Raw genomic sequence first — 24907 nt, 5'->3', positions numbered from 1 at the left:
CGACGGCCCATCGAGGAACCGCCGCATGCCATTCCCCTCACCCACCCCGGCCCCCCGCCGTCGTGTCGCCGTCGTCGGCACCGGCGCCATCGTCACCGGCAGCCACCTTCCGGCCCTCGCCGCTCTGAGCGGGCGCGCCGAGCTCGTCGCGGCCGTGGACGTGGACGCCGAGCGCCTCGACGCCTTCCGTGCGAAGGCCGCCGAGGCCGGCTTCCCCGACGTCACCGCGCACACCGGCCTCACCGCGATGCTCGAGGAGGCGCGGCCCGACCTCGTCCTCATCGGGACGCCGCCGGTGTTCCACCGCGAGCAGACCGTCGCCGCCCTGAAGGCGGGGGCCTGGGTGCTGTGCGAGAAGCCGCTGACGCTGTCCCTCGCCGAGTACGACGAGATCGCGGCCGCCGAGGAGGCGAGCGGCGCGTACGCGTCGGTCGTCTTCCAGCACCGCTACGGCTCCGGTGCGGTGCACGCGCGCGAGCTGCTCGGCGCGGGCACGCTCGGCCGCCCGCTGGTCGCCCACTGCCAGACGACCTGGTACCGGGACGCCGGGTACTACGAGGTGCCCTGGCGCGGCCGGTGGGCCACCGAGGGCGGGGGCCCGGTGATGGGCCACGGCATCCACCAGTTCGACCTGATGCTGCACCTGCTCGGTGAGTGGACCGAGATCCGGGCGATGGCGGCCCGCCTGGTGCACGACACCGAGAGCGAGGACGTCTCGACCGCACTCGTGCGCTTCGCGAGCGGTGCTCTCGCCACGGTCGTCAACTCCGTGCTCTCGCCCGACGAGACCAGCCGTGTCCGCGTCGACTGCGAGAAGGCCACCGTCGAGCTCACGCACCTGTACGGGCACACCAACGACGACTGGCGCTACACCCCGGCCCCCGGCGCCCCCGAGCCGCCCGCGCCCACCGCCGACGTGCCCAGCTCGCACACCGCGCAGCTGACCGCACTGCTCGACGCGTACGACGCCGGCACCCGCCCGCCCGGCAGCGGCGAGGACGCCCGCGGCACGCTGGAGTTCGCCGCGGCGCTGTACAAGGCGGCCTTCACCGGCAACCCGGTCCGGGCGGGCGAGATCGGACCCGGCGACCCGTTCTACACCGCGATGCACGGCGACCACCCGGACTGGAGCCCGAAGCGGTGAGCAGCGCCCCCGAACTCCTCGAGGTCACCCACGTCCACGGCGAGCGCATCACGGTGCGCGCCACGGCCACCGGAACGGACCTGTTCTCGTACGTCTACAAGCCGGACCCGGACGCGTTCGAGGCCCGCAAGCCCTACGTCCACCCGCTGCGCACCCTGTCCGGCAACCTGGTCACGGGCTACCGGCCGAGCGACCACCGCTGGCACAAGGGCCTGCAGATGACGGCCAGCCACCTCTCCGGGCAGAACTTCTGGGGCGGCAACTGCTACGTCCACGGCGAGGGCTATCTGCGGCTGCCCGAGCGCATCGGCTCGATGCGGCACGACGGGTTCGACGCCGTGGACGTCACGGGCGACGAGCTGTCCTTCACCGAGTCGCTGACCTGGATCGAGAACGGCGGCGCCGAGTGGGCCCGGGAGAAGCGCGGCGTGCGGGTGCACTCCGTGGACGCCGGGTCCGGCTCGTACGCCGTCGACTGGTCGATCGGGCTGACGAACACCCGCGCCGACGGCGAGCCGCTACACTTCGGCTCGCCGACCACGGCGGGCCGCGAGATGGCCGGCTACACGGGCCTGCAGTGGCGCGGTCCCCGCGACTTCACGGGCGGCACGGTCCTCGGCCCCCGGCCCGGCCTGTCCGGCGGCGAGTTGATGGGCACGCAGGGGCCGTGGCTCGCGTTCACCGCCGAGCACGACGACGTCGACGCGCACTCGACGCTCGTCTTCGCGCACGCCCCCGAGAACGAGGACGCCGTCCACGCCTCGCACTGGTTCGTGCGCGCGGAGCCGATCCCGACCGTGGCGTTCTCCTGGGCGTTCTTCGAGGAGTTCGCGCTCGGCACCGGTGAGACGTTCCGCTACCGGTACCGGATCGTCGTCGCCGACGGCGCCTGGGACCGCGAGCGGGTCGCCTCCCGCCTCGCGGAACTGCCGTGGTGAGCCCGGGACTCGACCGCCCGCTGCCCGGCGCGGTCGGCCTGTCCCACCTGTCCGCGTACGACTGGGAGGCGGCGGACGGTGTCTGCGGCGGCAGCCCGCACCTGCACCTGGTGTGCACGGAGGCGTACGTCGTCACGGGCGGCCGGGGCGCCGTGCAGACGCTCAGCCCCGACGGCTACCGGGAGACGCCGCTGGAGGCGGGCTCGGTGGCGTGGTTCACGCCGGGCACCGTGCACCGCATGGTGCAGGGCGGCGGCCTGCGGATCACCGTGCTGATGCAGAACAGCGGGCTGCCGGAGGCGGGGGACGCGGTGTTCACGTTCCCGCCCGCGTACCTGGCCGACCCGGAGAAGTACGCGACGGCCGCCGCCCTGCCGGCCCCGGAGGGGCCCGAGGCGGAGGCCGCCGCGCGGCGTCGGCGCGACCTCGCCGTCGAGGGTTACCTGCCGCTGCGCGAGGCGCTCGCCGCGGGCGACGCCGGACCGCTGCGGGAGTTCCAGCGGGCGGCCGCCGCCCTGGTCCGCCCGCGCGTCGCCGTCTGGCGCGAGCTGTGGCGCACCGGCGCCCTGGCCGCCGCGGAGCGGACCGGCACCCAACTCGACGCCCTGGAACGGGGTGACGCCGACGGTTACCTGGCCGCCGCGACCGCCCACTCCGCGACCCCGACCCGGTACGGCGGGTTCGGTATGTGCGGCCGGCGCGAGGAGTACGGCATCGAGGGCGCGACGCTGCCCTGTCGACCCCGCAGTATCGACACGGCCGCTTCCGCCACGCCAACGCCTTCGCAGGGCCGACGACGGTGAGGCGCCGGTGACCGTTCCGGCCGGCGGGACGAGCACCCACCACAGAGGTGCCCGCACGCACGACGGGGCATCGGCGCGGGAGCGGGGCAGGGGCCCGGCCCCGGCGGGAAGCCGGCGGGGCGTGGGCAGCGGGGACGCCGACGCGCGAACCGACGCCGTCCGCGTCCCCGATCCCCTCACGTGCCCGGGTACGTGTGCGGGGCCGCCCCTACGGGCGGCGGCCGGCGCGCAGGGCGCACAGGGTGTCGATGCGGTTGGTCGTGATCGAGTCGACGCCCAGGGCGAGCAGGCGGCGCATCGAGCGGCGGGTGTCGGGGGTCCACACGGACAGCAGACGGCCGTCGCGGTGGACGCGCTCGGCCAGCGCCCGGTCCACCAGCCCGAACCGGTAGTTGAGCCACCGCGGCCGCACCGCCGCCAGCAGCGCGGGCCTCGGCGGTGCCACCGTCGTCCAGGTCAGCGCGATCTCGGCGGCCGGGTCGGCGGCCCGCACGGCGAGCATGGCGGCGGGACCCGCGCAGTAGTACACGCGGTCCTGCGCCCCGCACGCGTGCACGGCGTCCACCACGCGCCGTGCCGCGCGCACGTCGGGGGCACCCGGCAGATCGAGCATCACCCGGCTGCCGTCGCAGACGGTCAGCGCCTCCGCGAGCGTCGGCACCCGGCCCTCCGTCAGGTCGCTCACCTCCCGCGCCGACAGCGAGCGCAGCGGCCGGTCCCGCTCCCACAGGCGCTTCAGGGTCTCGTCGTGCAGGAGCACGGGCACGCCGTCCCGGGTGAGGCGGACGTCGACCTCCACCGCGTCCGCGCCGCGGGCCAGGGCGGAGCGCAGGGAGTCGATCGTGTTCTCGCGGAAGCGGTAGGGATCACCGCGGTGGGCCACGGCGGTCACGTCGCGCGGGGCGTTCATGGTGACGGGCCGTCTCAGGAGGCGAGCCAGGCGGCGGTGTACGTGTCGATCTCGTCCCGCAGCCGGGCCTTGCCGGGCCCGTCGAGGAAGGACGCCTCGACGCCGTTCTTCGCCAGGTCCGCGAGCCCCCGCTCGTCGAGGCCGAGGAGCCGGGCGGCGACGGCGTACTCGTTGTTGAGGTCGGTGCCGAACATCGGCGGGTCGTCGGAGTTGACCGTCACCATGACTCCGGCGCGCACGAACTCCTTGATCGGGTGCTCGTCCAGGGTGCGCACCGCGCGGGTGGCGATGTTCGAGGTCGGGCACACCTCGAGCGGGATCCGGCGCTCGGCGAGGTGTGCCAGCAGCTTCGGGTCCTGCGCGGAGCTGGTGCCGTGGCCGATGCGTTCGGCGCGCAGGTCGGTGAGCGCGTCCCACACCGTCTGCGGGCCGGTCGTCTCGCCCGCGTGCGGCACCGAGTGCAGTCCCGCGGCGACGGCCCGGTCGAAGTACGGTTTGAACTGCGGCCGGGGCACGCCGATCTCGGGTCCGCCGAGGCCGAAGGAGATCAGCCCCTCGGGGCGCAGCCGGTCGTCGGTGGCGAGCCGCGTCGTCTCCTCGGCCGACTCCAGACCGGCCTCGCCGGGGATGTCGAAGCACCAGCGCAGCACGGTCCCGAACTCGGCCTCGGCCGCCTTGCGGGCGTCCTCGATCGCGTCCATGAACGCGCCCTCGTCGATACCGCGCCGGGTGGAGGAGAACGGGGTGATGGTCAGCTCGGCGTAGCGCACCTGCTGCCGGGCCATGTCCCGGGCCACCTCGTACGTCAGCAGCCGCACGTCCTCCGGGGTGCGGATCAGGTCGACGACGGACAGGTACACGTCGATGAAGTGCGCGAAGTCCGTGAACGTGAAGTAGTCGGCCAGGGCCTCGGGGTCGGTGGGGACCCTGGAGTCGGGGTGGCGGGCGGCCAGCTCCGAGACGATGCGCGGGGAGGCGGAGCCGACGTGGTGGACGTGCAGTTCGGCCTTGGGCAGTCCGGCGATGAAGGCGTGCAGGTCGCGCGGGACGTCGGGTTCGACGAGGTGCTCGGTCAAGGGGTTCCTCCCCGGAACGGCGTCCTGGGGCCGCCCGGGGGCGGGCGGGTCCCGTGGGACGCGGATGATCGGCTGATCGGTGATCCGGGATCATCGTAGGCCGGGTCCGTGCCCGGCGGGGGCGGGCCGTAGCATGACGGGACGTTCGAACAGAGGGGATCCCGCGCATGCCCGACGACGCGCAGCCGCCGCGAGCCGACGAGCGGACGCCGGGAGCCGCGGGGGACGAGTCCGCGCCCCGGCCGCACCCGCCGGCCGGCGCCTGGGCCGCGCCGGCCGGCGGGAGAGCCGACGGGATCACGGACGCGGTCCCCGGTGTGGGCCTCGACAAGCCGGACCGCCCGGCGGGGAGCCCCGGCCGGGCGACGCCCGCGGGACAGGGCGCCGACGCGCGGCCCGGGACCGATCGCTCCGGAGCCGATCCGTGGGCGCCGCCGGCGGACGACGCCGCGTCCGCGCCCGGCGGCCCCGGCGGCACCCTCGCGTCGAACGGGCCGGTGCCGTGGTCGGCCCCGTCCGTCCACGACCAGCGGACGGTCACGTCCATGCCGGCCATGGGCACGCAGCCCCCGCCGTGGGCGGCCCCCGGGGCCCCGGCACCGGCGGACGCCGCGGCCGGCCCCTTCGCGCCGCCGGGTGCGACGGCCCCCGCGAGCGGTGCCGATCCCTTCGCACCGCCCGGAGCGGCCGCGCCGGCGAACGGTGCGGCGGGCCCCTTCGCGCCTTTGGCCCCGACACCGCCGTACGCCGGTCAGGACCAGGCGGTCCCTCCGCCGCCCATCGCCCCCGGCGGCCCCGGGCAGGTCCCCTACGGCTATCCCGGCGGCCCCGGGCCGGGCGGTTACGCCGGCCCGGGGCCGCACGGTCACTACGGCTGGCCGGGCACGGCGCCGATGCCGAGCAACGGGATGGGAACGGCCGGTCTCGTGCTGGGCATCGTCGCGGCCGTCGTCTTCTGCCTGTGGCCGCTCGCCATCGTCCTGGGCGTCCTGGGCGTCGTCTTCGGCGCGATCGGCCGCGGCAAGGGCCGCCGGGGCGAAGCCACCAACCCGGGCCAGGCCCTGGCCGGCGTCATCTGCGGAGCCGTCGGCATCGTGCTCGGCATCGGTTTCGGCGCCCTGGTGCTCTTCACCTAGTGCCGCGACAGGCGACGTCCGCCCCGTCGCGACGCCCGGCAGGCTCCCCCGGAGGGGGTGCCCCCACTCGCCGCACCGGACGGAAGCCCGAGTACGTCCGGTACGAGGGCTTCCGGCCGGCACTCCCCAGCCTCCGGCCGGGGGGACCCCCGGAGCACGCACCGGACGCCGCTCCTCACCGGGCGAACGTCGCCCGCCGCGGCACCAGCGGCCGAGTCGGCCATGGGACCGGCGGTGTCGTCGGCCCCGGTGCGCAGACGACCCGCAGGGCGCCCGCCCGGCGCCCCTCGCCCCCCACCATGCCTTCGGCCCGGCCTCACCGCGCCCGCCTCATCCCCGCAGCCGCTCCCGCGCCACCATCAGCGCGAACCCCAGCAGATTCGCGCCCCGCCACCGCTCCGGATCCGTCGCCCCCTCGTCGTCCGCCGTCAGACCGATGCCCCACACCCGGTCCACCGGGCTCGCCTCCACCAGTACGCGCTCGCCGGTGTTCAGCAGGAACGCCCGCAGGGCGGGGGCCGAGGCGAACTTGTGGACGCTGCCCTCGACGACGATCCGGAACCGCTCCCGCTCCCACACCGCCTCGTCGAAGCCGCGCACCAGCCGGCCCGCCTTCTTGGCCTCCGCCGGATGCCCCGCGGCCAGCACCCGCCGCTCCGCCTCCGCGTCCCCGAAGAGCCGCGCCTTGCCCGCCATCATCCAGTGCTCGGCGGTCGCGTACTCCACCCCGTCCACGGTGAAGGGCGACGGCCACCACTGGCTCAGACAGCTCGGTCCGATCCGGCCGTCCGGGAGCGGCCGGTGTCCCCAGAAGCAGAGGTACTTGATCCTCGTGCCCGCCCGGACCTCTCCGAGCAGCGCTTCCGTGCTGTCGATCGTCCTCGCCGCCCCGGTGATCCTCTCCATGCACGCGAGTCTGGCACGCGCCACTGACACTCCGTTCGTCCTTTTCCGCGGCGACTCGACACCTGGTCGACAGATTCCGTCGCGTAACCAAATGGCAACAACGGAATCACTTGTTGGCTCCCTGGTGCTCTGTCAGGATCGGCACTCACATCGGGCCTGAGCCACGCCGGCCCCGTCATGGGGACTCCCGTCACGGGCCTTCCTGCCGCGGACCTGTCGCGGGAACAACGAGGAGAGCCGACATGCACCACCCGGGCCACGCCACCCCGGACCGATTCCCGGCCCAGCAGCGCTTCGCGGACGGCGCGCAGTACATCGCGGGCCGCCTGACGCAGGGCACCTCCGGCCGTACGCACACGGTCGTCGACCCGGCGACCGGTGAGGACGTCCTCACCTACGGACTCGCCGGGCCGGACGACGTCGACGCGGCCGTCGCCGCCGCGCGGGAGGCGTTCCCCGGCTGGGCCGGCGCCGCACCGGGCGAGCGTTCCGACGCCCTGCACCGGTTCGCCGCCGTCCTCGCCGAGCGCGCCGAGGACTTCGCCCGCGCCGAGTCCCTGCAGTGCGGCAAGCCGCTGAAGCTGACCCGCGAGTTCGACGTGCCGGGCACGATCGACAACGCGGCCTTCTTCGCCGGCGCCGCCCGCCACCTGCAAGGACAGTCGGCCGGCGAGTACTCCGGCGACCACACCTCGTACGTCCGCCGCGAGCCGATCGGCGTCGTCGGTTCCGTCGCGCCCTGGAACTACCCCCTCCAGATGGCCGCCTGGAAGATCCTCCCGGCGATCGCCGCGGGCAACACCATCGTCCTGAAGCCCGCCGAGATCACCCCGCTGACCTCCCTGATGTTCGCCCAGGCCGCCACGGACGCCGGTATCCCCGACGGCGTGATCAACATCGTCACCGGCACCGGGCGGGAGGCCGGTGAGCACCTCGTCGGCCACCCCGACGTCGCCATGACCTCCTTCACCGGGTCCACCGCCGTCGGCAGGCGGGTCGCCGAGGTCGCCACGGCCACCGTCAAACGCCTCCACCTGGAGCTCGGCGGCAAGGCGCCCTTCCTCGTCTTCGACGACGCCGACCTCGACGCCGCCGTCCACGGCGCGGTCGCGGGCGCGCTGATCAACACCGGCCAGGACTGCACGGCCGCCACGCGCGCGTACGTGCAGCGGTCCCTGTACGAGGCGTTCGTGGAGCGGACCGCCGCCCTCATGGACACCGTCCGCGTCGGCGACCCCTTCGTCCCGGACACCGACCTCGGCCCGCTGGTCAGCCACGTCCAGCGGGACCGCGTCGCCGGGTTCGTCGACCGGGCGCGCTCCTACGCGCGCGTGGTGACCGGCGGCGAGGCCCCGCAGGGCGACCTGAAGGAAGGGGCCTACTACCGGCCCACGCTCATCGCCGACGCCGCGCAGGACAGCGAGGCCGTCCAGTCCGAGATCTTCGGACCGGTCCTCGTCGTCCTGCCCTTCGACAGCGACGACGAGGGCATCCGGCTGGCCAACGACACCCCGTACGGGCTCGCCGCCTCCGCGTGGACCAGGGACGTGTACCGGGCGAACCGCGCCACCCGCGAGATCAAGGCGGGCTGCGTGTGGGTCAACGACCACATCCCGATCATCAGCGAGATGCCGCACGGCGGTTACAAGGCGTCCGGCTTCGGCAAGGACATGTCCGTGTACTCCTTCGAGGAGTACACCCAGGTCAAGCACGTCATGTTCGACAACACCGCGGTGGTCCGCAAGGACTGGCACCGCACCGTCTTCGGGGACCGTTAGCCATCACGCCAGGCCGCCGACCACGGCCGACCCACCCGAAAGGGCAACCACGCGCATGGAGCAGTACGAGCCCGACCGCCTGTCCCCGGCCCGAGTGGCCGCCATGCGGCGCAGTCTCGCCAACGGCAGGGCCGCCCTCACCCGACGCTCGCTGCTGCGCGCCTCCACGGGCGGCGCGCTCGCGGCCGGCGGCCTCGGGACACTGAGCGCCTGCGGCATCCCCGCGGCCGGCAAGACCCGGGGCGGCGTGTCCGCCGAGGACCGGTCCGAGCAGGAGAAGGAGGTCTCCTTCTCCAACTGGACCGAGTACATGGACGTCGACGACGGCGGCAACCGGCACCCGACCCTGGACGCGTTCACCCGGCGGACCGGCATCAAGGTCACGTACACCGAGGACATCAACGACAACAACGAGTTCTTCGGCAAGATCCAGCCGCAGCTCGCCGCCGGCCAGGACACCGGCCGCGACATCATCGTGCTCACCGACTGGCTCGCCGCCCGCCTGATCCGCCTCGGCTGGGTCCAGAAACTGGACCCGGCCAACCTGCCGCACGCCTACGCCAACCTGTCACAGCAGTTCCGCGACCCCGACTGGGACCCGGGCCGTGCCTACTCGTACCCCTGGCAGGCCATCTCGACCATCATCGCCTACAACAAGAAGGCGCTGGACGGCATCGAGGTGAAGTCGGTCTCCGACCTGCTCGACAACCCCAGGCTCAAGGGCCGCGTCGGCTTCCTCACCGAGATGCGCGACACCGTCGGCATGACGCTGCTCGACATGGGCAAGGACCCGGCACGCTTCTCCGACGACGACTACGACGCGGCGGTCGCCCGTCTCCAGAAGGCCGTCGACCGCGGCCAGATACGCCGCTTCACCGGCAACGACTACACCTCCGACCTCTCCAAGGGCGACTTCGCGGCCTGCCTGGCCTGGGCCGGGGACGTCGTCCAGCTCAAGGCGGACAACCCGGACGTCGACTTCGTCATCCCGGACAGCGGATACATGACGGGCAGCGACAACATGCTGGTGCCCAACAAGGCCCGCCACAAGACGAACGCCGAGCGGCTCATCGACTACTACTACGAGCCGGTCCCGGCCGCGCAGCTCGCCGCCTACATCAACTTCGTCTGCCCCGTCGACGGCGTGAAGGACGAGCTCGCGAAGATCGACGAGAAGGCGGCGAACAACCCACTGATCATTCCCGACAAGGCCATGCAGGCCCGGTCCCACGACTTCCGCTTGCTCAGCGCGAAGGAAGAGACGGCCTACGAAGAGAAGTTCGCGAAGCTCACGGGGGCGTGACGCAGATGACGACGAAGAAGACCCAGAAGACCCAGACAGACACGACGGACCGCGGCGGCGACGTCCGACTGACCGGCATCAGCAAGGCCTACGGCTCCTTCACCGCCGTGCACCCGCTCGACCTCACCGTGCCGCAGGGCTCCTTCTTCGCCCTGCTCGGCGCCTCCGGGTGCGGCAAGACCACGACCCTGCGCATGATCGCCGGACTGGAGGAGCCCAGCACCGGCACCGTCCACCTCGGCGACCAGGACGTGACCGCGCTCCCGCCCTACAAGCGGCCGGTCAACACGGTCTTCCAGTCCTACGCCCTCTTCCCGCACCTCGACATCTTCGAGAACGTCGCCTTCGGCCTGCGCCGGCGCGGCATCAAGAGCGTGAAGAAGCAGGTCGAGGAGATGCTCGACCTCGTCCAGCTCGGCGAGCAGGCCCGCAAGAAGCCGCACCAGCTCTCCGGCGGCCAGCAGCAGCGCGTCGCGGTCGCCCGCGCCCTGATCAACCACCCCGAGGTGCTGCTGCTCGACGAGCCCCTCGGCGCCCTCGACCTCAAGCTGCGCCGTCAGATGCAGCTGGAGCTCAAGCGCATCCAGACCGAGGTCGGCATCACCTTCGTGCACGTCACCCACGACCAGGAGGAGGCCATGACGATGGCCGACCGGGTCGCCGTGATGAACGCCGGCCGCGTCGAGCAACTGGGCGCCCCCGCCGACCTGTACGAGAACCCGCGGACCACCTTCGTCGCCAACTTCCTCGGCACCTCCAACCTCATCGAGGCCGAGGTCGTCTCCGCGAGCGGCGACGACCTCGTGGTGAAGGCGGCTGGCGGCAGGCTGGCCCTGCCCGGCGCCCGGTGTTCCGCGCCGGCCCGGGCGGGCGGCAAGGTGCTGGTCGGCGTACGCCCGGAGAAGATCAGCCTCACGCACGCGGACGACGCCGGCGCCGTCCCCGAGGGCCGCAACCGCATCACCGGCAAGATCAGCAGCACCAGCTTCATCGGCGTCTCCACCCAGTACGTCGTCGACTGCGCGGCCTGCCCCGGGTTCGAGGTCTACGCCCAGAACATCGACCGCGACCCCCGCCTGGCGCCCGGCGCCGACGTCGTCCTGCACTGGAACCCGGCGCACACCTTCGGCCTGGACGCCGCCCAGTCCGTGCTTGCGGGGACGATGGGCGACGCGGGCGTCGAGACCGCGGAGGAGGCCGCCTGATGTCCACCCTCACCGAGGCGCCGCCACCGCTCGCCCCGACCGCGCCCGGGAAGAAGCCCCCGCGCGGACGGGGCCGCCTGACGCCGTACTGGCTGCTGCTGCCCGGCATCCTGTGGCTGCTCGTCTTCTTCGCCGCGCCGATGGTCTACCAGGCCTCCACGTCCGTGCAGACGGGCTCGCTGGAGGAGGGCTACAAGGTCACCTGGCACGTCGCCGCCTACTGGGACGCCCTGTCCGAGTACTGGCCGCAGTTCCTGCGCTCGGTCGCCTACGCCGCCTCCGCGACCGTGCTGTGCCTGCTGCTCGGCTATCCGCTCGCCTACCTGATCGCGTTCCGGGCCGGCCGCTGGCGCAACCTGATCATGATCCTGGTGATCGCGCCGTTCTTCACCAGCTTCCTGATCCGCACCCTGGCCTGGAAGACGATCCTCGCGGACGGCGGACCCGTCGTCGGCGCCCTGAACACCCTGCACGTCCTGGACGTCACCAGTTGGCTCGGCTGGACGGCCGGCGACCGCGTCCTGGCCACCCCGCTCGCGGTGGTGTGCGGTCTGACGTACAACTTCCTGCCGTTCATGATCCTCCCGCTGTACACGTCGCTGGAGCGGATCGACGGGCGGCTGCACGAGGCGGCGGGCGACCTGTACGCGAGGCCGTCCACGGTGTTCCGCAAGGTCACCTTCCCGCTGTCGATGCCGGGCGTGGTCTCCGGCACGCTGCTGACCTTCATCCCGGCGACCGGGGACTACGTCAACGCCTCCCTGCTGGGCTCGGCCGACACCGGAATGATCGGCAACGTGATCCAGTCCCAGTTCCTGCGGGTGCTGGACTACCCGACGGCCGCGGCGCTGTCCTTCATCCTCATGGCCGCGATCCTCGCCATGGTCACCGTCTACATCCGCAAGTCCGGCACGGAGGATCTGGTTTAGATGACCTTCGTCAACTGGTTCAAGCGCCACCTGGTCGTGATCGCCGGGCTGCTGACGCTCGCCTACCTCCTGCTGCCCAACATCGTCGTCACGGTGTTCTCGTTCAACCGGCCCAACGGGCGCTTCAACTACGAGTGGCAGCGGTTCTCCACGGACGCCTGGAAGGACCCGTGCGGCGTCGCGGGACTGTGCGGCTCACTGTCGCTCAGCCTCCAGATCGCCTTCTGGGCGACGCTCGGCGCCACCGCGCTGGGCACGGCGATCGCCTTCGCCCTGGTCCGCTACCGCTTCCGGGCGCGCGGCGCGATCAACTCGCTGATCTTCCTGCCGATGGCGATGCCCGAGGTCGTGATGGCCGCCTCACTGCTCACCCTGTTCCTCAACATGGGCGCCCAGCTGGGCTTCTGGACGATCCTCATCGCCCACATCATGTTCTGCCTCAGCTTCGTCGTGACGGCCGTCAAAGCGCGCGTGATGTCGATGGACCCGCGACTGGAGCAGGCCGCGCAGGACCTGTACGCCGGGCCCTTCCAGACCTTCGTCCGGGTCACGCTGCCCATCGCCGCCCCCGGGATCGCCGCCGGCGCGCTGCTCGCCTTCGCGCTCTCCTTCGACGACTTCATCATCACCAACTTCAACGCGGGTTCCACCGTCACCTTCCCCATGTTCGTCTGGGGATCGGCCCAGCGCGGAACGCCCGTGCAGATCAACGTGATCGGTACGGCCATGTTCGTCGTCGCCGTGCTGTTCGTCCTGGTCTCCATGGTCCTCGGCAACCGCCGCAACCGCCGCAAGGCGTAAGACGCCGCGTCACGCATTCGCAGGGAGTTGACATCATGGTCCCGAGCGTCACGGGCCGCAGCAACGACCGGACGACATCCCTCTCCGACGCCCAGCCGGTCCCGTACTGGCTGGACGACCCCGGCCGCCCCCGCCCCGAGCCCGCCCTCACCGGCCCCACGACCTGCGACCTGCTGGTCGTCGGCGGCGGCTACAGCGGACTGTGGACCGCGCTGCTCGCCAAGGAACGCGACCCGCAGCGGGACGTGGTGCTGCTGGAGGGCCGCGAGGTGGGCTGGGCCGCCTCCGGCCGCAACGGCGGCTTCTGCGCCGCCTCCCTCACCCACGGGCTGGCCAACGGCCTCACCCGCTGGCCCGGCGAGATCCACCGGCTGGAGGAGCTGGGCGCCCGCAACCTCGACGCGATCGAGGCGGCGGTCGCCCGGTACTCCCTGGACTGCGACTTCGAGCGCACCGGCGAGATCGACGTCGCGACCGAGCCGTACCAGGCCCGGGAACTGGCGGAATGGCACGAGGAGATCCGCGCGAAGGGCCTCGCCGACGGCATCGAGTACCTGGACGCCGACGCCGTGCGGGAGCAGGTCGACTCGCCCACCTTCCGGGCGGGCCTGTACGACCGCCGGGGCGTGGCCATGGTCAACCCCGCCAGGCTCGCCTGGGGCCTCAAGCGGGCCTGCCTCGGCCTCGGCGTCCGCATCCACGAGCACACCCCGGCGCTCACCCTGCGGTCGTACGGCGCCGGCATGGCCGTACGCACCCCGTACGGCGGTGTCCGCGCCCGCACGGTCGCGCTCGGCACCAACGTCTTCCCGAACCTGGTCAGGCGGGTGCGCCCGTACACCGTCCCGGTCTACGACTACGCCCTGATGACCGAGCCGCTCACCGACGGGCAGCTCGCCTCGGTCGGCTGGAAGAACCGGCAGGGCCTCGGGGACAGCGCCAACCAGTTCCACTACTTCCGGCTGACCTCCGACAACCGGATCCTGTGGGGCGGCTACGACGCGGTCTACCCGTACGGCGGCCGGGTGCGCGCCGAGTACGACCACCGCCCGCAGACCTACGCCAAGCTCGCCGGGCACTTCTTCACCTGCTTCCCGCAGCTGGAGGGCGTCCGCTTCACGCACGCCTGGGGCGGCGCCATCGACACCTGCTCGCGCTTCTCGGCGTTCTTCGGCACCGCGCACCGGGGCAGGGTCGCCTACGCCGCCGGGTACACCGGCCTCGGTGTGGGCGCGACCCGGTTCGGCGCCGAGGTGATGCTCGACCTGCTGGCGGGGGAGCGCACCGAGCGCACCGCGCTGGAGATGGTCCGCAGGAAGCCGCTGCCGTTCCCGCCCGAGCCCTTCGCCTGGACCGGCATCGCGCTCACCAAGTGGTCGCTGGCCCGCGCGGACGCGCACGACGGCCGGCGCAACCTGTGGCTGCGGACGATGGACAGGCTGGGCCTCGGCTTCGACAGCTGACCCGGCCGCGCTCGGGGAGTGACCCGGTTCACCCCAACGAGGCACCACAACCCGCGTAATGCCGCCCGGGGACCTCCCTCTCCCTCGTGACGCACCCCGCGTCCACGAGCGAGAGGGAGGTCCTCACATGCCTGGTGCGAAGACGGCGGTCGCGTGGCTGGCATCCGTCGCACCGGATCCCGGAGCCTGCCGGCGGGAGTGGGAGCGCAACCCCCAGGGGATCGCGTTGCTGCCCGCCGGCAAGGCCTGGGACGTGCTCTTCCTGCCGAGCCGGCTCGGCTGCCCGACCCTCGACGTGCTGTTCCGCGTCCTGGACCAGCCCGGCCCCGTGCTCGCCGACTCCCGCGACGCGCGCACGGGGTTCCTCGTGCCGCCCGGCACCGCCGCCCGCTGGCTGGGCACCGGCGTCCGGACGGCCGGACCCGGCACCTGGATCGTCGTGCCGCACCCGGGGCGGCCGTCGGCCGCCGGCGTCCGCTGGCTGATCCCGCCCGACGGATCCGGCACCCTCACCGACCCGGCCCTCCTCGAACTGGCGATGCACGAGGCGGCGGCGGGCCTCGCGGCGGGGGAGGGCGAGCGGTGAGCCGCGCCGGGCGGGCGACGCCGCCCCCGGCGGACGGCGGACGGGCGGGGAACGGACCGGCCGCTCCTCACGAAGACCCTCCGGGATCCGTACGCGGACCGGGAGTGCCGGAAGGACACCGACCCGTACGACCCGTACTCCGGCCGAGCAGCAGCGACACACCCGTCAGCAGGACCGCCCCCAGGCACCAACTGGCCACCACGTCCAGCGGCCAGTGATAGCCCCGGCGGACCAGCCCGTAGGAGACGCCGAGGACGAGGACGGCGCAGAGCACGACGAGCAGGCGGCGGACGGCCGGCGCGCGCAGCAGCGGAAGGAGCAGCAGCGTCGCCGCGCCGTACGCGACGACCGCGGTGGCGGTGTGGCCGGAGGGGTAGTAGCCGACGGCCGGCGGCACCGCCGGGGTGCCGGGGCGGTCGGTCCACTCCTTCAGCGGGACGACCAGTGCCGGCACCAGGACCATCGCCGCGGCCCCGGCGAGGGGCGGCAGCCACCAGCGGTCCACGCCTCCGGCCCGCCCGAGCCACGCGACGCCGGCCAGCGCGACGGCGAGGACGGGCACCGCCACCTGCACGTTGCCCAGGTCGGCCAGCAGTTCGGAGAACCGGTCCGGGTGGACGAGCGCCCGGCTCACCCGCTCGTCCAGCCCCACCAGCGGCCCGTCGGCGACGACCTGCCAGGTGATCAGCGCGAAGAGCAGTACGGGCACGGCGAACAGCCCGAGCGGGCCACGGGGCGGGCGGGGTGAGGAATCCGGCATGCCCACCAGCCTGACAGGCTTCCCGCCCGCGTCCGCCCACCGCCCGCGAAGAGTGTACGGACGCCGCGGGAGCGTGCGCGCGAGCCGGACCCGGCCACGGCCGGGGCGCCGCACGGCACCCGCGCGTGGACACACTGAAGGGCCGGCACAAGGGGGGAGTGCGCCGGCCCTTCGGTGAATCACCGTCCCGGGTGCCGAGGCGGCGTCCTGACCGGAACGTCGCGCGCCCCGGGGGGTGTGGGGCGAGCGACCGTCCGATCGGTGAGGAGACCCGGAACCCTCGGGTTCCGGTGGTGTGCGCGAGGCACGACCAGGCCGAAGCTGGGGAGGCCCCGTCCTGGACTTCCGCCCACGGTCCCCCGTGGGCGGGGTGTATCTCTCATCTGCGTAGAACCTACGACAGGGGGTGGGCCCAGGACAGGGGCATCGGCGTCCTGCCATCCACCCCGCACACGTTCTTCACACGCTCTGCGGGTCGCCGTACCGGGCGTGCGAACCGCAGAGCGGGCGCTCGCGCAGGTGTGCGGGCGCCCGGGTCCGTCCAGGTGCTCCGCTCAGACGCGGGCGAAGCCCTGCTCGATGATGTCGAGGCCCTCGTTCAGCAGGTCCTCGCCGATGACCAGCGGCGGCAGGAAGCGCAGCACGTTGCCGTAGGTGCCACAGGTCAGGACCAGCAGGCCCTCGGCGTGGCAGGCCTTGGCGAGCGCGGCGGTCGCCTCGGGGTTCGGCTCCTTGGTGGCGCGGTCCTTGACCAGCTCCACGGCGATCATCGCGCCGCGGCCCCGGACGTCGCCGATGATGTCGAACTTCTCGGCCATGGCGGTCAGGCGGGCCTTCATGACCTCCTCGATCCGCTTCGCCTTCGCGTTGAGGTCGAGCTCCTTCATCGTCTCGATCGCGCCGAGCGCACCCGCGCAGGCGACCGGGTTGCCGCCGTAGGTGCCGCCGAGGCCGCCGGCGTGGGCGGAGTCCATGATCTCGGCGCGGCCGGTGACGGCGGCCAGCGGCAGACCGCCCGCGATGCCCTTCGCCGTCGTGATCAGGTCCGGGACGATGCCCTCGTCCTCGCAGGCGAACCACTGGCCGGTGCGGCAGAAGCCGGACTGGATCTCGTCGGCGACGAAGACGATGCCGTTGTCGTTGGCGAACTTCACGAGCGCCGGCAGGAAGCCCTTGGCCGGCTCGATGAAGCCGCCCTCGCCGAGCACCGGCTCGATGATGATCGCGGCCACGTTCTCGGCGCCGACCTGCTTGGTGATCTGCTCGATGGCCTGGGCGGCGGCCTCCGGGCCGGCGTTCTCCGGGCCGGTCGGCCAGCGGTAGCCGTACGCCACCGGCACGCGGTACACCTCGGGCGCGAACGGGCCGAAGCCCTGCTTGTACGGCATGTTCTTCGCCGTCAGCGCCATCGTGAGGTTGGTGCGGCCGTGGTAGCCGTGGTCGAAGACGACGACCGCCTGGCGCTTGGTGTACGCACGCGCGATCTTGACGGCGTTCTCGACGGCCTCGGCACCGCTGTTGAACAGCGCCGACTTCTTGGCGTGGTCGCCCGGGGTCAGCTCGGCCAGCGCCTCGGCGACGGCGACGTAGCCCTCGTACGGCGTGACCATGAAACAGGTGTGGGTGAAGTCGGCGAGCTGCGCGGACGCCTTGCGCACGACGGCCTCGGCGGAGGCGCCGACGGAGGTCACGGCGATGCCGGAGCCGAAGTCGATCAGGCTGTTGCCGTCGACGTCCTCGATGACGCCGCCGCCGGCGCGCGTGACGAAGACGGGCAGCGTGGAGCCCACGCCCTGCGCGACCGCGGCGGTCCGGCGGGCCTGCAGCTCCTGCGACTTCGGGCCGGGAATGGCGGTGACGACGCGGCGCTCCTGCGGAAGTGCGGTCATGGGGGCTCCTGTGGATCTTTTCGGACGCTTGCCTTCTTTTCTCGCAGGCTAGGACCGGGAGCGGGGGGTGGGCATGCTCCATGTGGGCGTTGTCCGCGCCGCCGGTTGTCCGCGGTGGACAGGTGGCGGGTGCGGCGACATGTGGACACGTCGGCGCGGGCCCGGCCGCGTAAGCGGTGAACTCGCCCTGGGAGGGCGTTAGATTGGCTCGCTGATGGTGGACGGAGCGGCTGGTCAGGGGGCAGGGCGATGGACAGCGACGGGATGCGGGACACGCGGGGTACGCACGCGAATCCTGTGCCGCGTCCGGCGGGGCCGCCCGCAGTGCCCGCGGTGCCGCCGCGGCCCGCGCGCGAGCCCGGGACGCCCGCGCCGCCGGCGGTGCCGCCGCTGCCGGACGGCTCGGCGTTCCTGACCTGGCTGCGCACCCCGCGCCCCGAGGCGCCGCCCGGCGTGTGGCGCTTCGGACACCGGCCCAGGCCCGAGGAGGAGCCCGAGCGGATCCCGGCACGGCAGCTGCTGAGCGGGGCGCTGATCGCCTTCCTCGTCGGCTGGCTGATCTGGTCGCTGCTGTGGAACGGTTACCTCGGCGGCTGGTGGCTGCTGCCCCTCTACGCGATGATCCCGGACTCCTGGGCCCAGCCCCACAGCTTCGGCGCGGTCGTGGCCGTCTACGCCTACTACGTCCTGGTCGCCGCGATCATCATGGTCGGCGTCGGCCGGCTCGGCCGCTGGAGCGAGATCTGGCGCCGCTACGGACCGCCCGCCTGGCGCCGCGCCGCCCCGGGCGGCGGCCCCGCGCCCGCGCCCGCGGAGGACCCCGCCGCCTGGCCCGCCCTGCGCGCCGCCGGTGCCGTCGACGCCGCCGAGCGGCTCGCCGCCGACGCGCGCTCCGGGCTGATGCGGGACGTCGACCACGCCCGCATCGCCCGCGCCTGGCAGGGCGTGGTGCGCGGCAGGCACAGCCTCGCCACGTTCACCGGCGCCGTGCTCAGCCACGGCGCCGCCGCCTGCCCGCACCCCTCCGGCGCCCGCGACCTGCCTTCCCGCCAGGCCCGGCACGACCTGGTCACCGGGCAGGTGCGGCTGGGCACCGCCGCCGACGACGCCCGCAACCCCTACGCCTACCGCGGCACCGGCCTCGCCCTCGGACCCGACCTGCTCGGCACCTCCCTGCTCGCCGTCGGCCCGGCCGGCTCCGGCAAGACCGGCGCGGTCGTGCGGCCGCTCGCCGAGTCCCTGTGCCTGCACGCCCTGGCCGGCCGCGCCGCGGTCGTCGTGGTCGGCGCGGCGGGCGCCGGACTCGGCCCGGCCGACGCCTACGACGTCGTCGTACGCGTCGGGAACCCGGACTCCGTGTACGACCTCGACCTGTACGGCGGCACGACCGACCCCGACGAGGCCGCCGCGGTGCTCGCCGAGGCCCTCGTCGGCGACCTCGCCGATCCCCACCCGGGCAGCGACAGCCGCCGCTCCACCACCGTCCTCGCCCAGCTGCTCGGCCCGTTCCGGGCGGTCCACGGACGCTTCCCCGGCGTACCGGAGCTGCGGCAGCTGCTCGACGGGACGCCCGGACCGCTGGCCGAGCTGCGCCGGGGCCTGCAGGCGGCCGGGCAGGAGTCGCTGCTGCGCGAGCTGGACGCCCGCGAACGCCAGATGGGGCATCCCGGTGACGTGGGCGGTGTCCTGGCCGACCGGGTGGCGCTCCTCGACCGGCCCGCCTTCGCCTCCTTCTTCGACACCTCGGGACAGACCCGGCCGTTCTCGCTCAAGGCCCTCGACCACCCGGTACGGGTCCGCATCGACCTGCCCGAACGCGGCCACGCGGACGCCTCGCGCATCCTCGCCCGGCTGGTGCTCGCCCAGTTCACGGCGAGCGTGTCGGTGCGGGAGGACCGGTCGCTGTTCGCCTGCCTGGTGCTGGACGACGCGAGCGGCGTCGTCACGCCGGAGGCCGTGCGGGGCGTCCAGCGGCTGCGCTCCGCGGGCGCCGGGGTCGTCCTGACCCTGCGCACCCTGGACGACGTACCGCGGCCGCTGCGCGGGCCGCTGCTCGGGTCCATCGGGTGCCGGATGGCGCTGTCCGGGCTCACGCCCTGGGACGGGCAGGACTTCGCCGAGGTCTGGGGCAAGGAGTGGACCGAGGCCCGGGACGTCACCGACCGGCAGATCATCGCCGAGACCCCGGCGGGCAAGGCCGTCCACATGCTGCGCCGGGTGATCACCGGCAAGGCGCCCACCGCGCGGGCGGTCACCGTGCGGCAGGTCGAGCGCGAGCGCTGGTCGGCGTCCGAGCTGGCGCACGCGGTACCGGCGGGGCACGCGGTGCTGTCGCTGACCACCGTGAGCGGGGAGCACGCGCCGCCGCTGCTGGTGGACCTGCGCGGCTGAGCCCACGGGACGGGACGCGCCCGGGCCCCGGCCGGGGAGACGCCCGCGGCCGAGGCGTCGGCCGGGCGGACGCCCGCGGCCGAGGTCTCGGCGGGGAGACGCCCGCGGCCGAGGTCTCCGGCAGGGAGGGCCGCCCACGGAGCGCCTCCGGCCGGGGACACCCCCGCGGGGACCGTACGGTGAGGCAGAATCGACACAGGCCGTTCATACGCGGCGGCCAAAAGATCACCGAGACTCCGCACCGCCCTCGCATCCCTGACGCCGACCTGAAGGCCCCATGCCCCCGACCCTCGCCTCGCTCGTCCACCACTCCGCGCTCAAACTGACCGTGCGCGCGGGCGAGGACCATCTCGACGTGCCCGTCCGCTGGGCCCACTCCAGCGAGCTCGCCGACCCCGTGCCCTACATGGAGGGCGGGGAACTCCTGCTGATCACCGCGCTCAAGCTGGACGCGGAGGACCCGGAGGCGATGCGCCAGTACGTGAAGCGGCTGGCCGGGGCCGGCGTGGTGGGGCTCGGGTTCGCCGTCGGGGTCCACTACGAGGACATCCCCGAGGCGCTGGTCGAGGCCGCGCGCAGGGAGGGCCTGCCGCTGCTGGAGGTACCGCGCCGCACCCCCTTCCTCGCCATCAGCAAGGCCGTGTCCGCCGCCATCGCCGCCGACCAGTACCGGGCGGTCACGGCGGGCTTCGCGGCGCAGCGGGAGCTGACCAAGCGGGCACTGGCCGACGGTCCGGAAGGGGTGCTGGCCGCGCTGGCCGCGCAGGTCGACGGCTGGGCGGCGCTGTACGACACCGCGGGCGCCGTCGTCGCCGCGGCACCCGAGTGGGCGGTCCGCAGGGCGGCGCGGCTCACGGCGGACGTGCAGCGGCTGCGCGAGCGTCCCGCGCCGGCCTCCTCGGTGGTCGGTGCGGCCGACGACTCCGGGCGGTCCGAGAACGCGGACCGGGTCGAGCTGCACTCCCTGGGCACCTCCCGCAAGGCCCGCGCGGCGCTCGCGGTCGGCACGGCCGCGCCGCTGGGCACCGCCGAGCGGTACGCCGTCCACTCCGCCATCGCCCTGCTGACGCTCACCACGGAACGCTCCCGCTCCCTGCACGCCGCCGAGCAACGCCTCGGCGCGGCCGTGCTGCGCATGCTCCTCGCCGGTGAACCGGACCACGCCCGCACGGTCGCCGGGGACCTGTACGGCGACCTGCTCGACGCGCCCTTCCGGATGATCGTCGCCGAGTCGGCGTCGGCCTCGGCCGCCCGGGTTCATGCCGGGCCCCAGGCGCGCGTGCCCGTGGCCAAGCCCTCCGCCGCCGCGCAGGCCGCGGCCGACACCGGCGGCGATCCGCTCGGCGCCCTCGCCGAGGTCGTCGAGTCGGCTGCGGCCCGGGCCGGCGAGGCGGTGCTGGTGGTGCCCGAGGGGGAGCGGCTGGTCGTCCTGGCCACCGACGGGGGCGCGGCCGTCGCCGCCTGCGCCGCGTACGCGGCGGCACTGGAGGCGTCCCGGCCGACGCCGGAGCCGATCACGGGCGGCGACGAGGGAGGGCTGGTCGTCGGCCTGTCGGCGCCGTCCGGGCCCATCGCCGCGTCCGCCGCCTACAAGCAGGCCGATCAGGCGCTGTCGGTGGCCCGCCGCCGCGGCCGCGTCTGTGTGGAGCACGAACACCTGGCGGCCGGCTCGGTGCTGCCGCTGCTCGCCGACGACGCGGTGCGCGCCTTCGCCGACGGACTGCTGCGGGCGCTGCGCGACCACGACGCCACCGGCCGGGGCGACCTGGTGGCCTCCCTGCGCGCCTGGCTCTCCCGGCACGGCCAGTGGGACGCGGCGGCGGCCGACCTCGGCGTCCACCGCCACACCCTGCGCTACCGGATGCGCCGCGTGGAGGAGATCCTCGGCCGTTCCCTGGACGACCCGGACGTACGGATGGAGCTGTGGCTGGCTCTGAAGGCGACGTCACCGGAGTGATCCGGGCCCGCCCCGGGGGCACCCTCGCAGGGGAGCTCGAGGACGAGGCCCGTTCAGGGCCGAAGCGGGACCCGGGGCCGGGACGGGAAGGAGCGGCGGGGCGAAACCACCCCGCCCCCGAGGCCCGCACCCCGCCAATCCGTCGAACCCCCACCCCCCACCACTACGACTCGGACAAACGCCACCCGCCGCCGCCCGCCCTACCGTGGACTCCGCACACCCGTACACACACCCCCAACGCGGAAGGGCCGGGACTCCACTATGACTTCCACCCACGCCTTCTGGCTCGCCGGCCGCCAGGCCACCGGTGAGGACACCTTCGACGTCACGTCCCCCTGGGACGGCCGCACCGTCGCCACGGTGAGCCTGCCGACCGACGCCCAGGTCGAGGAGGCCGTGGCCGCCGCGTACGCCGTACGGGACGAGTTCGCCGCCACCCCCGCCCACGTCCGCGCCGCCGCCCTGGACCACGTCAGCCGTCGCCTGGCCGAGCGCACCGAGGAGCTCGCCCGGCTGATCTCCGCCGAGAACGGCAAGCCGATCAAGTGGGCCCGCGGCGAGGTCGGCCGCGCGGTGTCCGTCTTCCGCTTCGCGGCCGAGGAGGCCCGCCGCTTCAACGGCGGCGAGGCGCAGCGCCTGGACACCGACGCCGGCGGCCAGGGCCGTCTCGCCCTCACCCGCCGCTTCCCCAAGGGCGTCGTCCTCGGCATCGCGCCGTTCAACTTCCCGCTGAACCTGTGCGCCCACAAGGTCGCCCCGGCGATCGCGGCCGGTGCGCCGATCATCCTCAAGCCGGCCCCCGCCACCCCGCTCTCCGGCCTGATCCTCGGCGACCTGCTCGCCGAGACCGAACTGCCCGCCGGCTCCTGGAGCATCCTCCCGGTCTCCAACGACCGCATGCCCGCCCTCGTCCAGGACGAGCGGCTGCCGGTCATCTCCTTCACGGGTTCCGAGACGGTCGGCTACGCGATCATGGACTCGGTGCCGCGCAAGCACTGCACCCTGGAGCTGGGCGGCAACGGCGCGGCCGTCGTCCTCGGCGACTGGGCGAGCGACGAGGACCTCGACAGGGCCGCGAACCGCATCGCGACCTTCTCCAACTACCAGGGCGGCCAGTCCTGCATCTCGGTGCAGCGCGTGATCGCCGACGCCGCCGTCTACGACCGGCTGCTGCCGCGCATCGTCGCCGCCGTCGAGGCTCAGGTCACCGGCGACCCGAACGACGACGCCACCGACGTCGGCCCGCTGGTCAGCGAGGCCGCCGCCGAGCGCGTGGAGTCCTGGGTCGACGAGGCCGTCGCCGCGGGCGCGAAGCTCCTCACCGGCGGCAAGCGGGACGGCGCCACGTACGCGCCGACCGTCCTGACCGACCTGCCGGCCGACACCACCCTCGCCCGCGAGGAGGTCTTCGGTCCCGTCCTGAGCGTGCAGAAGGTGAACGGCGAGGACGAGGCGTTCGCCGCCGTCAACGACTCCAAGTACGGCCTCCAGGCAGGCGTGTTCACGCACGACCTGCAGGCCGCCTTCCGCGCCCACCGCGCCCTCGAGGTCGGCGGCGTCGTCATCGGCGACGTGCCCTCCTACCGTGCCGACCAGATGCCGTACGGCGGCGCCAAGCAGTCCGGCGTGGGCCGCGAGGGCGTCAGGTTCGCGATGGACGACTACACCTACGAGCGGGTGCTGGTCCTGACGGACCTCGCCCTCTGACCCACCCGAGAAGGCCGACGGCCCGAGCCCGAACTGTGCGGGGGCTCGGGCCGTCGTCTCCGGGGCCGGAGGGTCCCGCGGCCCCCGCGAGGACCCTCCGGCTCTGTCCGAGCCGTCCCCTGCCCCCGGCCCGCTCCCGCAGAGGGCGGCAGGGGGCTCACCGTGCGGGCGGAAGCTAGAAGGTGCCGCCCCCGATGTAGCCACCCGTTCCGCCGGTGGAGCTGCCACCGGAGGGGTTGCCCCCGCCGGTCGACGGGCCGGGCCCGGTCGCGTACGAGTGACCTGTGAAGAAGTCCTCGCGGAATTCCTGGTGCCACAGGGTGGCGAGACCGATGTCGTGCAACGCCCGGTCGGTCGCGGTGATCGCGGCACGGTCCCAGCGGGCTTCCCGCCGACCCAGCTCGATCAGGGCCTCCCGCAGCTCCGGCAGGGTCAGGCGCGGCCGGCCGGCCGTGGCCGTCCGGGGGAAGTCCGAGGGCGGGACGTCGTGGCGGAAGACGTGGACCCGCTCGGTCCCGTCCCGGCCGACGGCTCTCGTCCAGCCCCAGATCTCCTCGTCGAGGATCTTCCGGCGCCGCCCCCACGCCTCCAGTGCCAGACTGTCCGCGATCCGTCGGCGCACGGGGGCGTACGCCGCCTCCGCCGCCTGGAACTCCTGCAGGCAGCGGCGCCGGAGGTGTTCCAGGGCGCTCATGGCGCGTCGTCGCCGGAACGGTATCCACGTTCCGGTGTGCCGGACCCTCCGCTCGGCCACCCGGATCTCGTCCGCGATCCGGTGGACGGTGCGCTGATACCGCAGGCCGGCTTCCCACCACCGGCGGCAGGTTTCCGGGTCGCAGGGGACGGTGGTGACCCTCGAGCCGGGCTTCGGCGTCGACAGCACGAAGACGGACGGGGGAGGGTGGGCCCCCTCGACCGGGGAAAGCCACTGCGCGTACACGCCGATCCTTCCGTCGACCGGACGGACCGGGGGACTTGTCTCCTCTGCTCGTGATGCGGGTCCGGGTGATGCGGGCGTCCGCTTCGTTTCCCCCTCGCTCATCCCTCCAGATTCCCGCAAGCCCCCGCCGGAGACAACGGCCTTACCTCGCCTTTCCAGGACCGCCCCGCGCCCGCCGGGCACCGGCCGCCCCGCGACGGCCGCACACCGGCCGCGCGCTTCGCCACCGCTCCGTCGGCCGGGGGCCCGGAAGTCCTGCCGGAGCGCCGGCCGCCCACCAGCGCC

At 73.8% G+C, this 24907-nt stretch carries 20 protein-coding genes; 14 read left to right on the top strand and 6 right to left on the bottom strand.

What is annotated here, in order from left to right; all coding sequences use genetic code 11:
- The first annotated feature begins 25 nt into the window (after nt 1-25).
- From ACIRFH_RS19845 to ACIRFH_RS19835, 3 genes are read left to right on the top strand one after another with little or no spacing between them, the layout of a single operon-like run.
- Nucleotides 26-1144, top strand: coding sequence for a Gfo/Idh/MocA family protein (locus ACIRFH_RS19845; RefSeq protein ID WP_403522291.1), 1119 nt, complete (start codon nt 26-28; stop codon nt 1142-1144).
- Nucleotides 1141-2082 carry a PmoA family protein gene (locus tag ACIRFH_RS19840; protein WP_403522289.1) on the top strand — a complete coding sequence of 314 codons (942 nt, stop codon included), beginning with the start codon at nt 1141-1143 and terminating at the stop codon, nt 2080-2082. The genes ACIRFH_RS19845 and ACIRFH_RS19840 overlap by 4 nt, the downstream gene beginning before the upstream one ends.
- On the top strand, nt 2076-2885 hold the full coding sequence (locus tag ACIRFH_RS19835; protein WP_403522287.1) for a cupin domain-containing protein: 810 nt from the start codon (nt 2076-2078) through the stop codon (nt 2883-2885). The genes ACIRFH_RS19840 and ACIRFH_RS19835 overlap by 7 nt, the downstream gene beginning before the upstream one ends.
- Nucleotides 2886-3093: 208 nt before the next feature.
- On the opposite strand, the gene ACIRFH_RS19830 is transcribed toward ACIRFH_RS19835, so the two are convergent.
- Together ACIRFH_RS19830 and ACIRFH_RS19825 are read right to left on the bottom strand one after the other, a co-directional pair.
- Nucleotides 3094-3795, bottom strand: coding sequence for a glycerophosphodiester phosphodiesterase (locus tag ACIRFH_RS19830; RefSeq protein WP_403522285.1), 702 nt, complete (start codon nt 3793-3795; stop codon nt 3094-3096).
- 14 nt (nt 3796-3809) lie between these two features.
- A complete protein-coding gene (locus ACIRFH_RS19825) occupies nt 3810-4871 on the bottom strand; it encodes an adenosine deaminase (protein ID WP_403522283.1) in 1062 nt (353 codons plus the stop codon).
- A 167-nt stretch (nt 4872-5038) separates the two neighbouring features.
- Between ACIRFH_RS19825 and ACIRFH_RS19820 the strand changes: the two genes are divergently transcribed.
- A complete protein-coding gene (locus ACIRFH_RS19820; protein WP_403522281.1) occupies nt 5039-6007 on the top strand; it encodes a DUF4190 domain-containing protein in 969 nt (322 codons plus the stop codon).
- Between the two features lie 330 nt (nt 6008-6337).
- Here ACIRFH_RS19820 and ACIRFH_RS19815 read toward each other — a convergent pair whose 3' ends face one another.
- Nucleotides 6338-6913, bottom strand: coding sequence for an NADAR family protein (locus ACIRFH_RS19815; RefSeq protein WP_403522279.1), 576 nt, complete (start codon nt 6911-6913; stop codon nt 6338-6340).
- A 242-nt stretch (nt 6914-7155) separates the two neighbouring features.
- Between ACIRFH_RS19815 and ACIRFH_RS19810 the strand changes: the two genes are divergently transcribed.
- The 7 genes from ACIRFH_RS19810 to ACIRFH_RS19780 all read left to right on the top strand — a co-directional run bounded on the left by ACIRFH_RS19810 (nt 7156) and on the right by ACIRFH_RS19780 (nt 14978).
- Nucleotides 7156-8691 carry a gamma-aminobutyraldehyde dehydrogenase gene (locus ACIRFH_RS19810; protein WP_403522277.1) on the top strand — a complete coding sequence of 512 codons (1536 nt, stop codon included), beginning with the start codon at nt 7156-7158 and terminating at the stop codon, nt 8689-8691.
- Nucleotides 8692-8746: 55 nt separating this feature from the next.
- On the top strand, nt 8747-9994 hold the full coding sequence (locus tag ACIRFH_RS19805) for a spermidine/putrescine ABC transporter substrate-binding protein (RefSeq protein WP_403522275.1): 1248 nt from the start codon (nt 8747-8749) through the stop codon (nt 9992-9994).
- 5 nt (nt 9995-9999) lie between these two features.
- Nucleotides 10000-11199 carry an ABC transporter ATP-binding protein gene (locus ACIRFH_RS19800; RefSeq protein ID WP_403522273.1) on the top strand — a complete coding sequence of 400 codons (1200 nt, stop codon included), beginning with the start codon at nt 10000-10002 and terminating at the stop codon, nt 11197-11199.
- Nucleotides 11199-12128, top strand: coding sequence for an ABC transporter permease (locus tag ACIRFH_RS19795; protein ID WP_403522271.1), 930 nt, complete (start codon nt 11199-11201; stop codon nt 12126-12128). The genes ACIRFH_RS19800 and ACIRFH_RS19795 overlap by 1 nt, the downstream gene beginning before the upstream one ends.
- The gene (locus ACIRFH_RS19790; RefSeq protein WP_403522269.1) at nt 12129-12929 is read left to right on the top strand and encodes an ABC transporter permease; all 801 of its coding nucleotides are present in this window, start codon (nt 12129-12131) and stop codon (nt 12927-12929) included.
- Between the two features lie 35 nt (nt 12930-12964).
- Entirely contained in the window at nt 12965-14392 is a 1428-nt protein-coding gene (locus ACIRFH_RS19785) for an NAD(P)/FAD-dependent oxidoreductase (RefSeq protein WP_403522267.1), read from the top strand.
- Between the two features lie 127 nt (nt 14393-14519).
- Nucleotides 14520-14978: a hypothetical protein gene (locus tag ACIRFH_RS19780; protein ID WP_403522265.1), complete on the top strand. Its 459-nt coding sequence runs from the start codon at nt 14520-14522 to the stop codon at nt 14976-14978.
- Between the two features lie 67 nt (nt 14979-15045).
- Here ACIRFH_RS19780 and ACIRFH_RS19775 read toward each other — a convergent pair whose 3' ends face one another.
- Together ACIRFH_RS19775 and gabT are read right to left on the bottom strand one after the other, a co-directional pair.
- A complete protein-coding gene (locus ACIRFH_RS19775; protein ID WP_403522263.1) occupies nt 15046-15738 on the bottom strand; it encodes a phosphatase PAP2 family protein in 693 nt (230 codons plus the stop codon).
- A 554-nt stretch (nt 15739-16292) separates the two neighbouring features.
- A complete protein-coding gene (gabT, locus tag ACIRFH_RS19770; RefSeq protein WP_403522261.1) occupies nt 16293-17627 on the bottom strand; it encodes a 4-aminobutyrate--2-oxoglutarate transaminase in 1335 nt (444 codons plus the stop codon).
- A 249-nt stretch (nt 17628-17876) separates the two neighbouring features.
- Here gabT and ACIRFH_RS19765 point away from each other — a divergent pair, with 249 nt between their 5' ends.
- From ACIRFH_RS19765 to ACIRFH_RS19755, 3 genes are all read left to right on the top strand, one after another.
- Nucleotides 17877-20018 (top strand): ATP-binding protein, encoded by a 2142-nt coding sequence (locus tag ACIRFH_RS19765; protein WP_403522259.1) that lies wholly within the window; start codon nt 17877-17879, stop codon nt 20016-20018.
- Between the two features lie 277 nt (nt 20019-20295).
- Nucleotides 20296-21975, top strand: a complete 1680-nt coding sequence (locus tag ACIRFH_RS19760) for a PucR family transcriptional regulator (RefSeq protein WP_403522257.1) — start codon at nt 20296-20298, stop codon at nt 21973-21975.
- A 261-nt stretch (nt 21976-22236) separates the two neighbouring features.
- Nucleotides 22237-23682: an aldehyde dehydrogenase family protein gene (locus ACIRFH_RS19755; RefSeq protein ID WP_403522255.1), complete on the top strand. Its 1446-nt coding sequence runs from the start codon at nt 22237-22239 to the stop codon at nt 23680-23682.
- 175 nt (nt 23683-23857) lie between these two features.
- Here the strand turns inward: ACIRFH_RS19755 and ACIRFH_RS19750 are convergent, their stop codons facing one another.
- Nucleotides 23858-24622, bottom strand: a complete 765-nt coding sequence (locus tag ACIRFH_RS19750; RefSeq protein WP_403522253.1) for a hypothetical protein — start codon at nt 24620-24622, stop codon at nt 23858-23860.
- Nucleotides 24623-24907 lie beyond the last annotated feature (285 nt).

Source organism: Streptomyces sp. NPDC093586 (genome assembly GCF_044764905.1).
Classification (GTDB): domain Bacteria; phylum Actinomycetota; class Actinomycetes; order Streptomycetales; family Streptomycetaceae; genus Streptomyces.
Note: the sequence above shows the minus strand (reverse complement) of the source record. Positions and strands in the feature narration are given on the sequence as shown.

What these genes read in the sequence shown, in the direction of transcription:
- ACIRFH_RS19845 (WP_403522291.1), top strand. Translation starts at nt 26, where the DNA reads ATGCCATTCCCCTCACCCACCCCGGCCCCCCGCCGTCGTGTCGCCGTC.
- ACIRFH_RS19830 (WP_403522285.1), bottom strand. Translation starts at nt 3,795, where the DNA reads ATGAACGCCCCGCGCGACGTGACCGCCGTGGCCCACCGCGGTGATCCC.
- ACIRFH_RS19820 (WP_403522281.1), top strand. Translation starts at nt 5,039, where the DNA reads ATGCCCGACGACGCGCAGCCGCCGCGAGCCGACGAGCGGACGCCGGGA.
- ACIRFH_RS19815 (WP_403522279.1), bottom strand. Translation starts at nt 6,913, where the DNA reads ATGGAGAGGATCACCGGGGCGGCGAGGACGATCGACAGCACGGAAGCG.
- ACIRFH_RS19810 (WP_403522277.1), top strand. Translation starts at nt 7,156, where the DNA reads ATGCACCACCCGGGCCACGCCACCCCGGACCGATTCCCGGCCCAGCAG.
- ACIRFH_RS19805 (WP_403522275.1), top strand. Translation starts at nt 8,747, where the DNA reads ATGGAGCAGTACGAGCCCGACCGCCTGTCCCCGGCCCGAGTGGCCGCC.
- ACIRFH_RS19800 (WP_403522273.1), top strand. Translation starts at nt 10,000, where the DNA reads ATGACGACGAAGAAGACCCAGAAGACCCAGACAGACACGACGGACCGC.
- ACIRFH_RS19795 (WP_403522271.1), top strand. Translation starts at nt 11,199, where the DNA reads ATGTCCACCCTCACCGAGGCGCCGCCACCGCTCGCCCCGACCGCGCCC.
- ACIRFH_RS19790 (WP_403522269.1), top strand. Translation starts at nt 12,129, where the DNA reads ATGACCTTCGTCAACTGGTTCAAGCGCCACCTGGTCGTGATCGCCGGG.
- ACIRFH_RS19785 (WP_403522267.1), top strand. Translation starts at nt 12,965, where the DNA reads ATGGTCCCGAGCGTCACGGGCCGCAGCAACGACCGGACGACATCCCTC.
- ACIRFH_RS19780 (WP_403522265.1), top strand. Translation starts at nt 14,520, where the DNA reads ATGCCTGGTGCGAAGACGGCGGTCGCGTGGCTGGCATCCGTCGCACCG.
- ACIRFH_RS19775 (WP_403522263.1), bottom strand. Translation starts at nt 15,738, where the DNA reads ATGCCGGATTCCTCACCCCGCCCGCCCCGTGGCCCGCTCGGGCTGTTC.
- gabT (WP_403522261.1), bottom strand. Translation starts at nt 17,627, where the DNA reads ATGACCGCACTTCCGCAGGAGCGCCGCGTCGTCACCGCCATTCCCGGC.
- ACIRFH_RS19765 (WP_403522259.1), top strand. Translation starts at nt 17,877, where the DNA reads ATGGACAGCGACGGGATGCGGGACACGCGGGGTACGCACGCGAATCCT.
- ACIRFH_RS19760 (WP_403522257.1), top strand. Translation starts at nt 20,296, where the DNA reads ATGCCCCCGACCCTCGCCTCGCTCGTCCACCACTCCGCGCTCAAACTG.
- ACIRFH_RS19755 (WP_403522255.1), top strand. Translation starts at nt 22,237, where the DNA reads ATGACTTCCACCCACGCCTTCTGGCTCGCCGGCCGCCAGGCCACCGGT.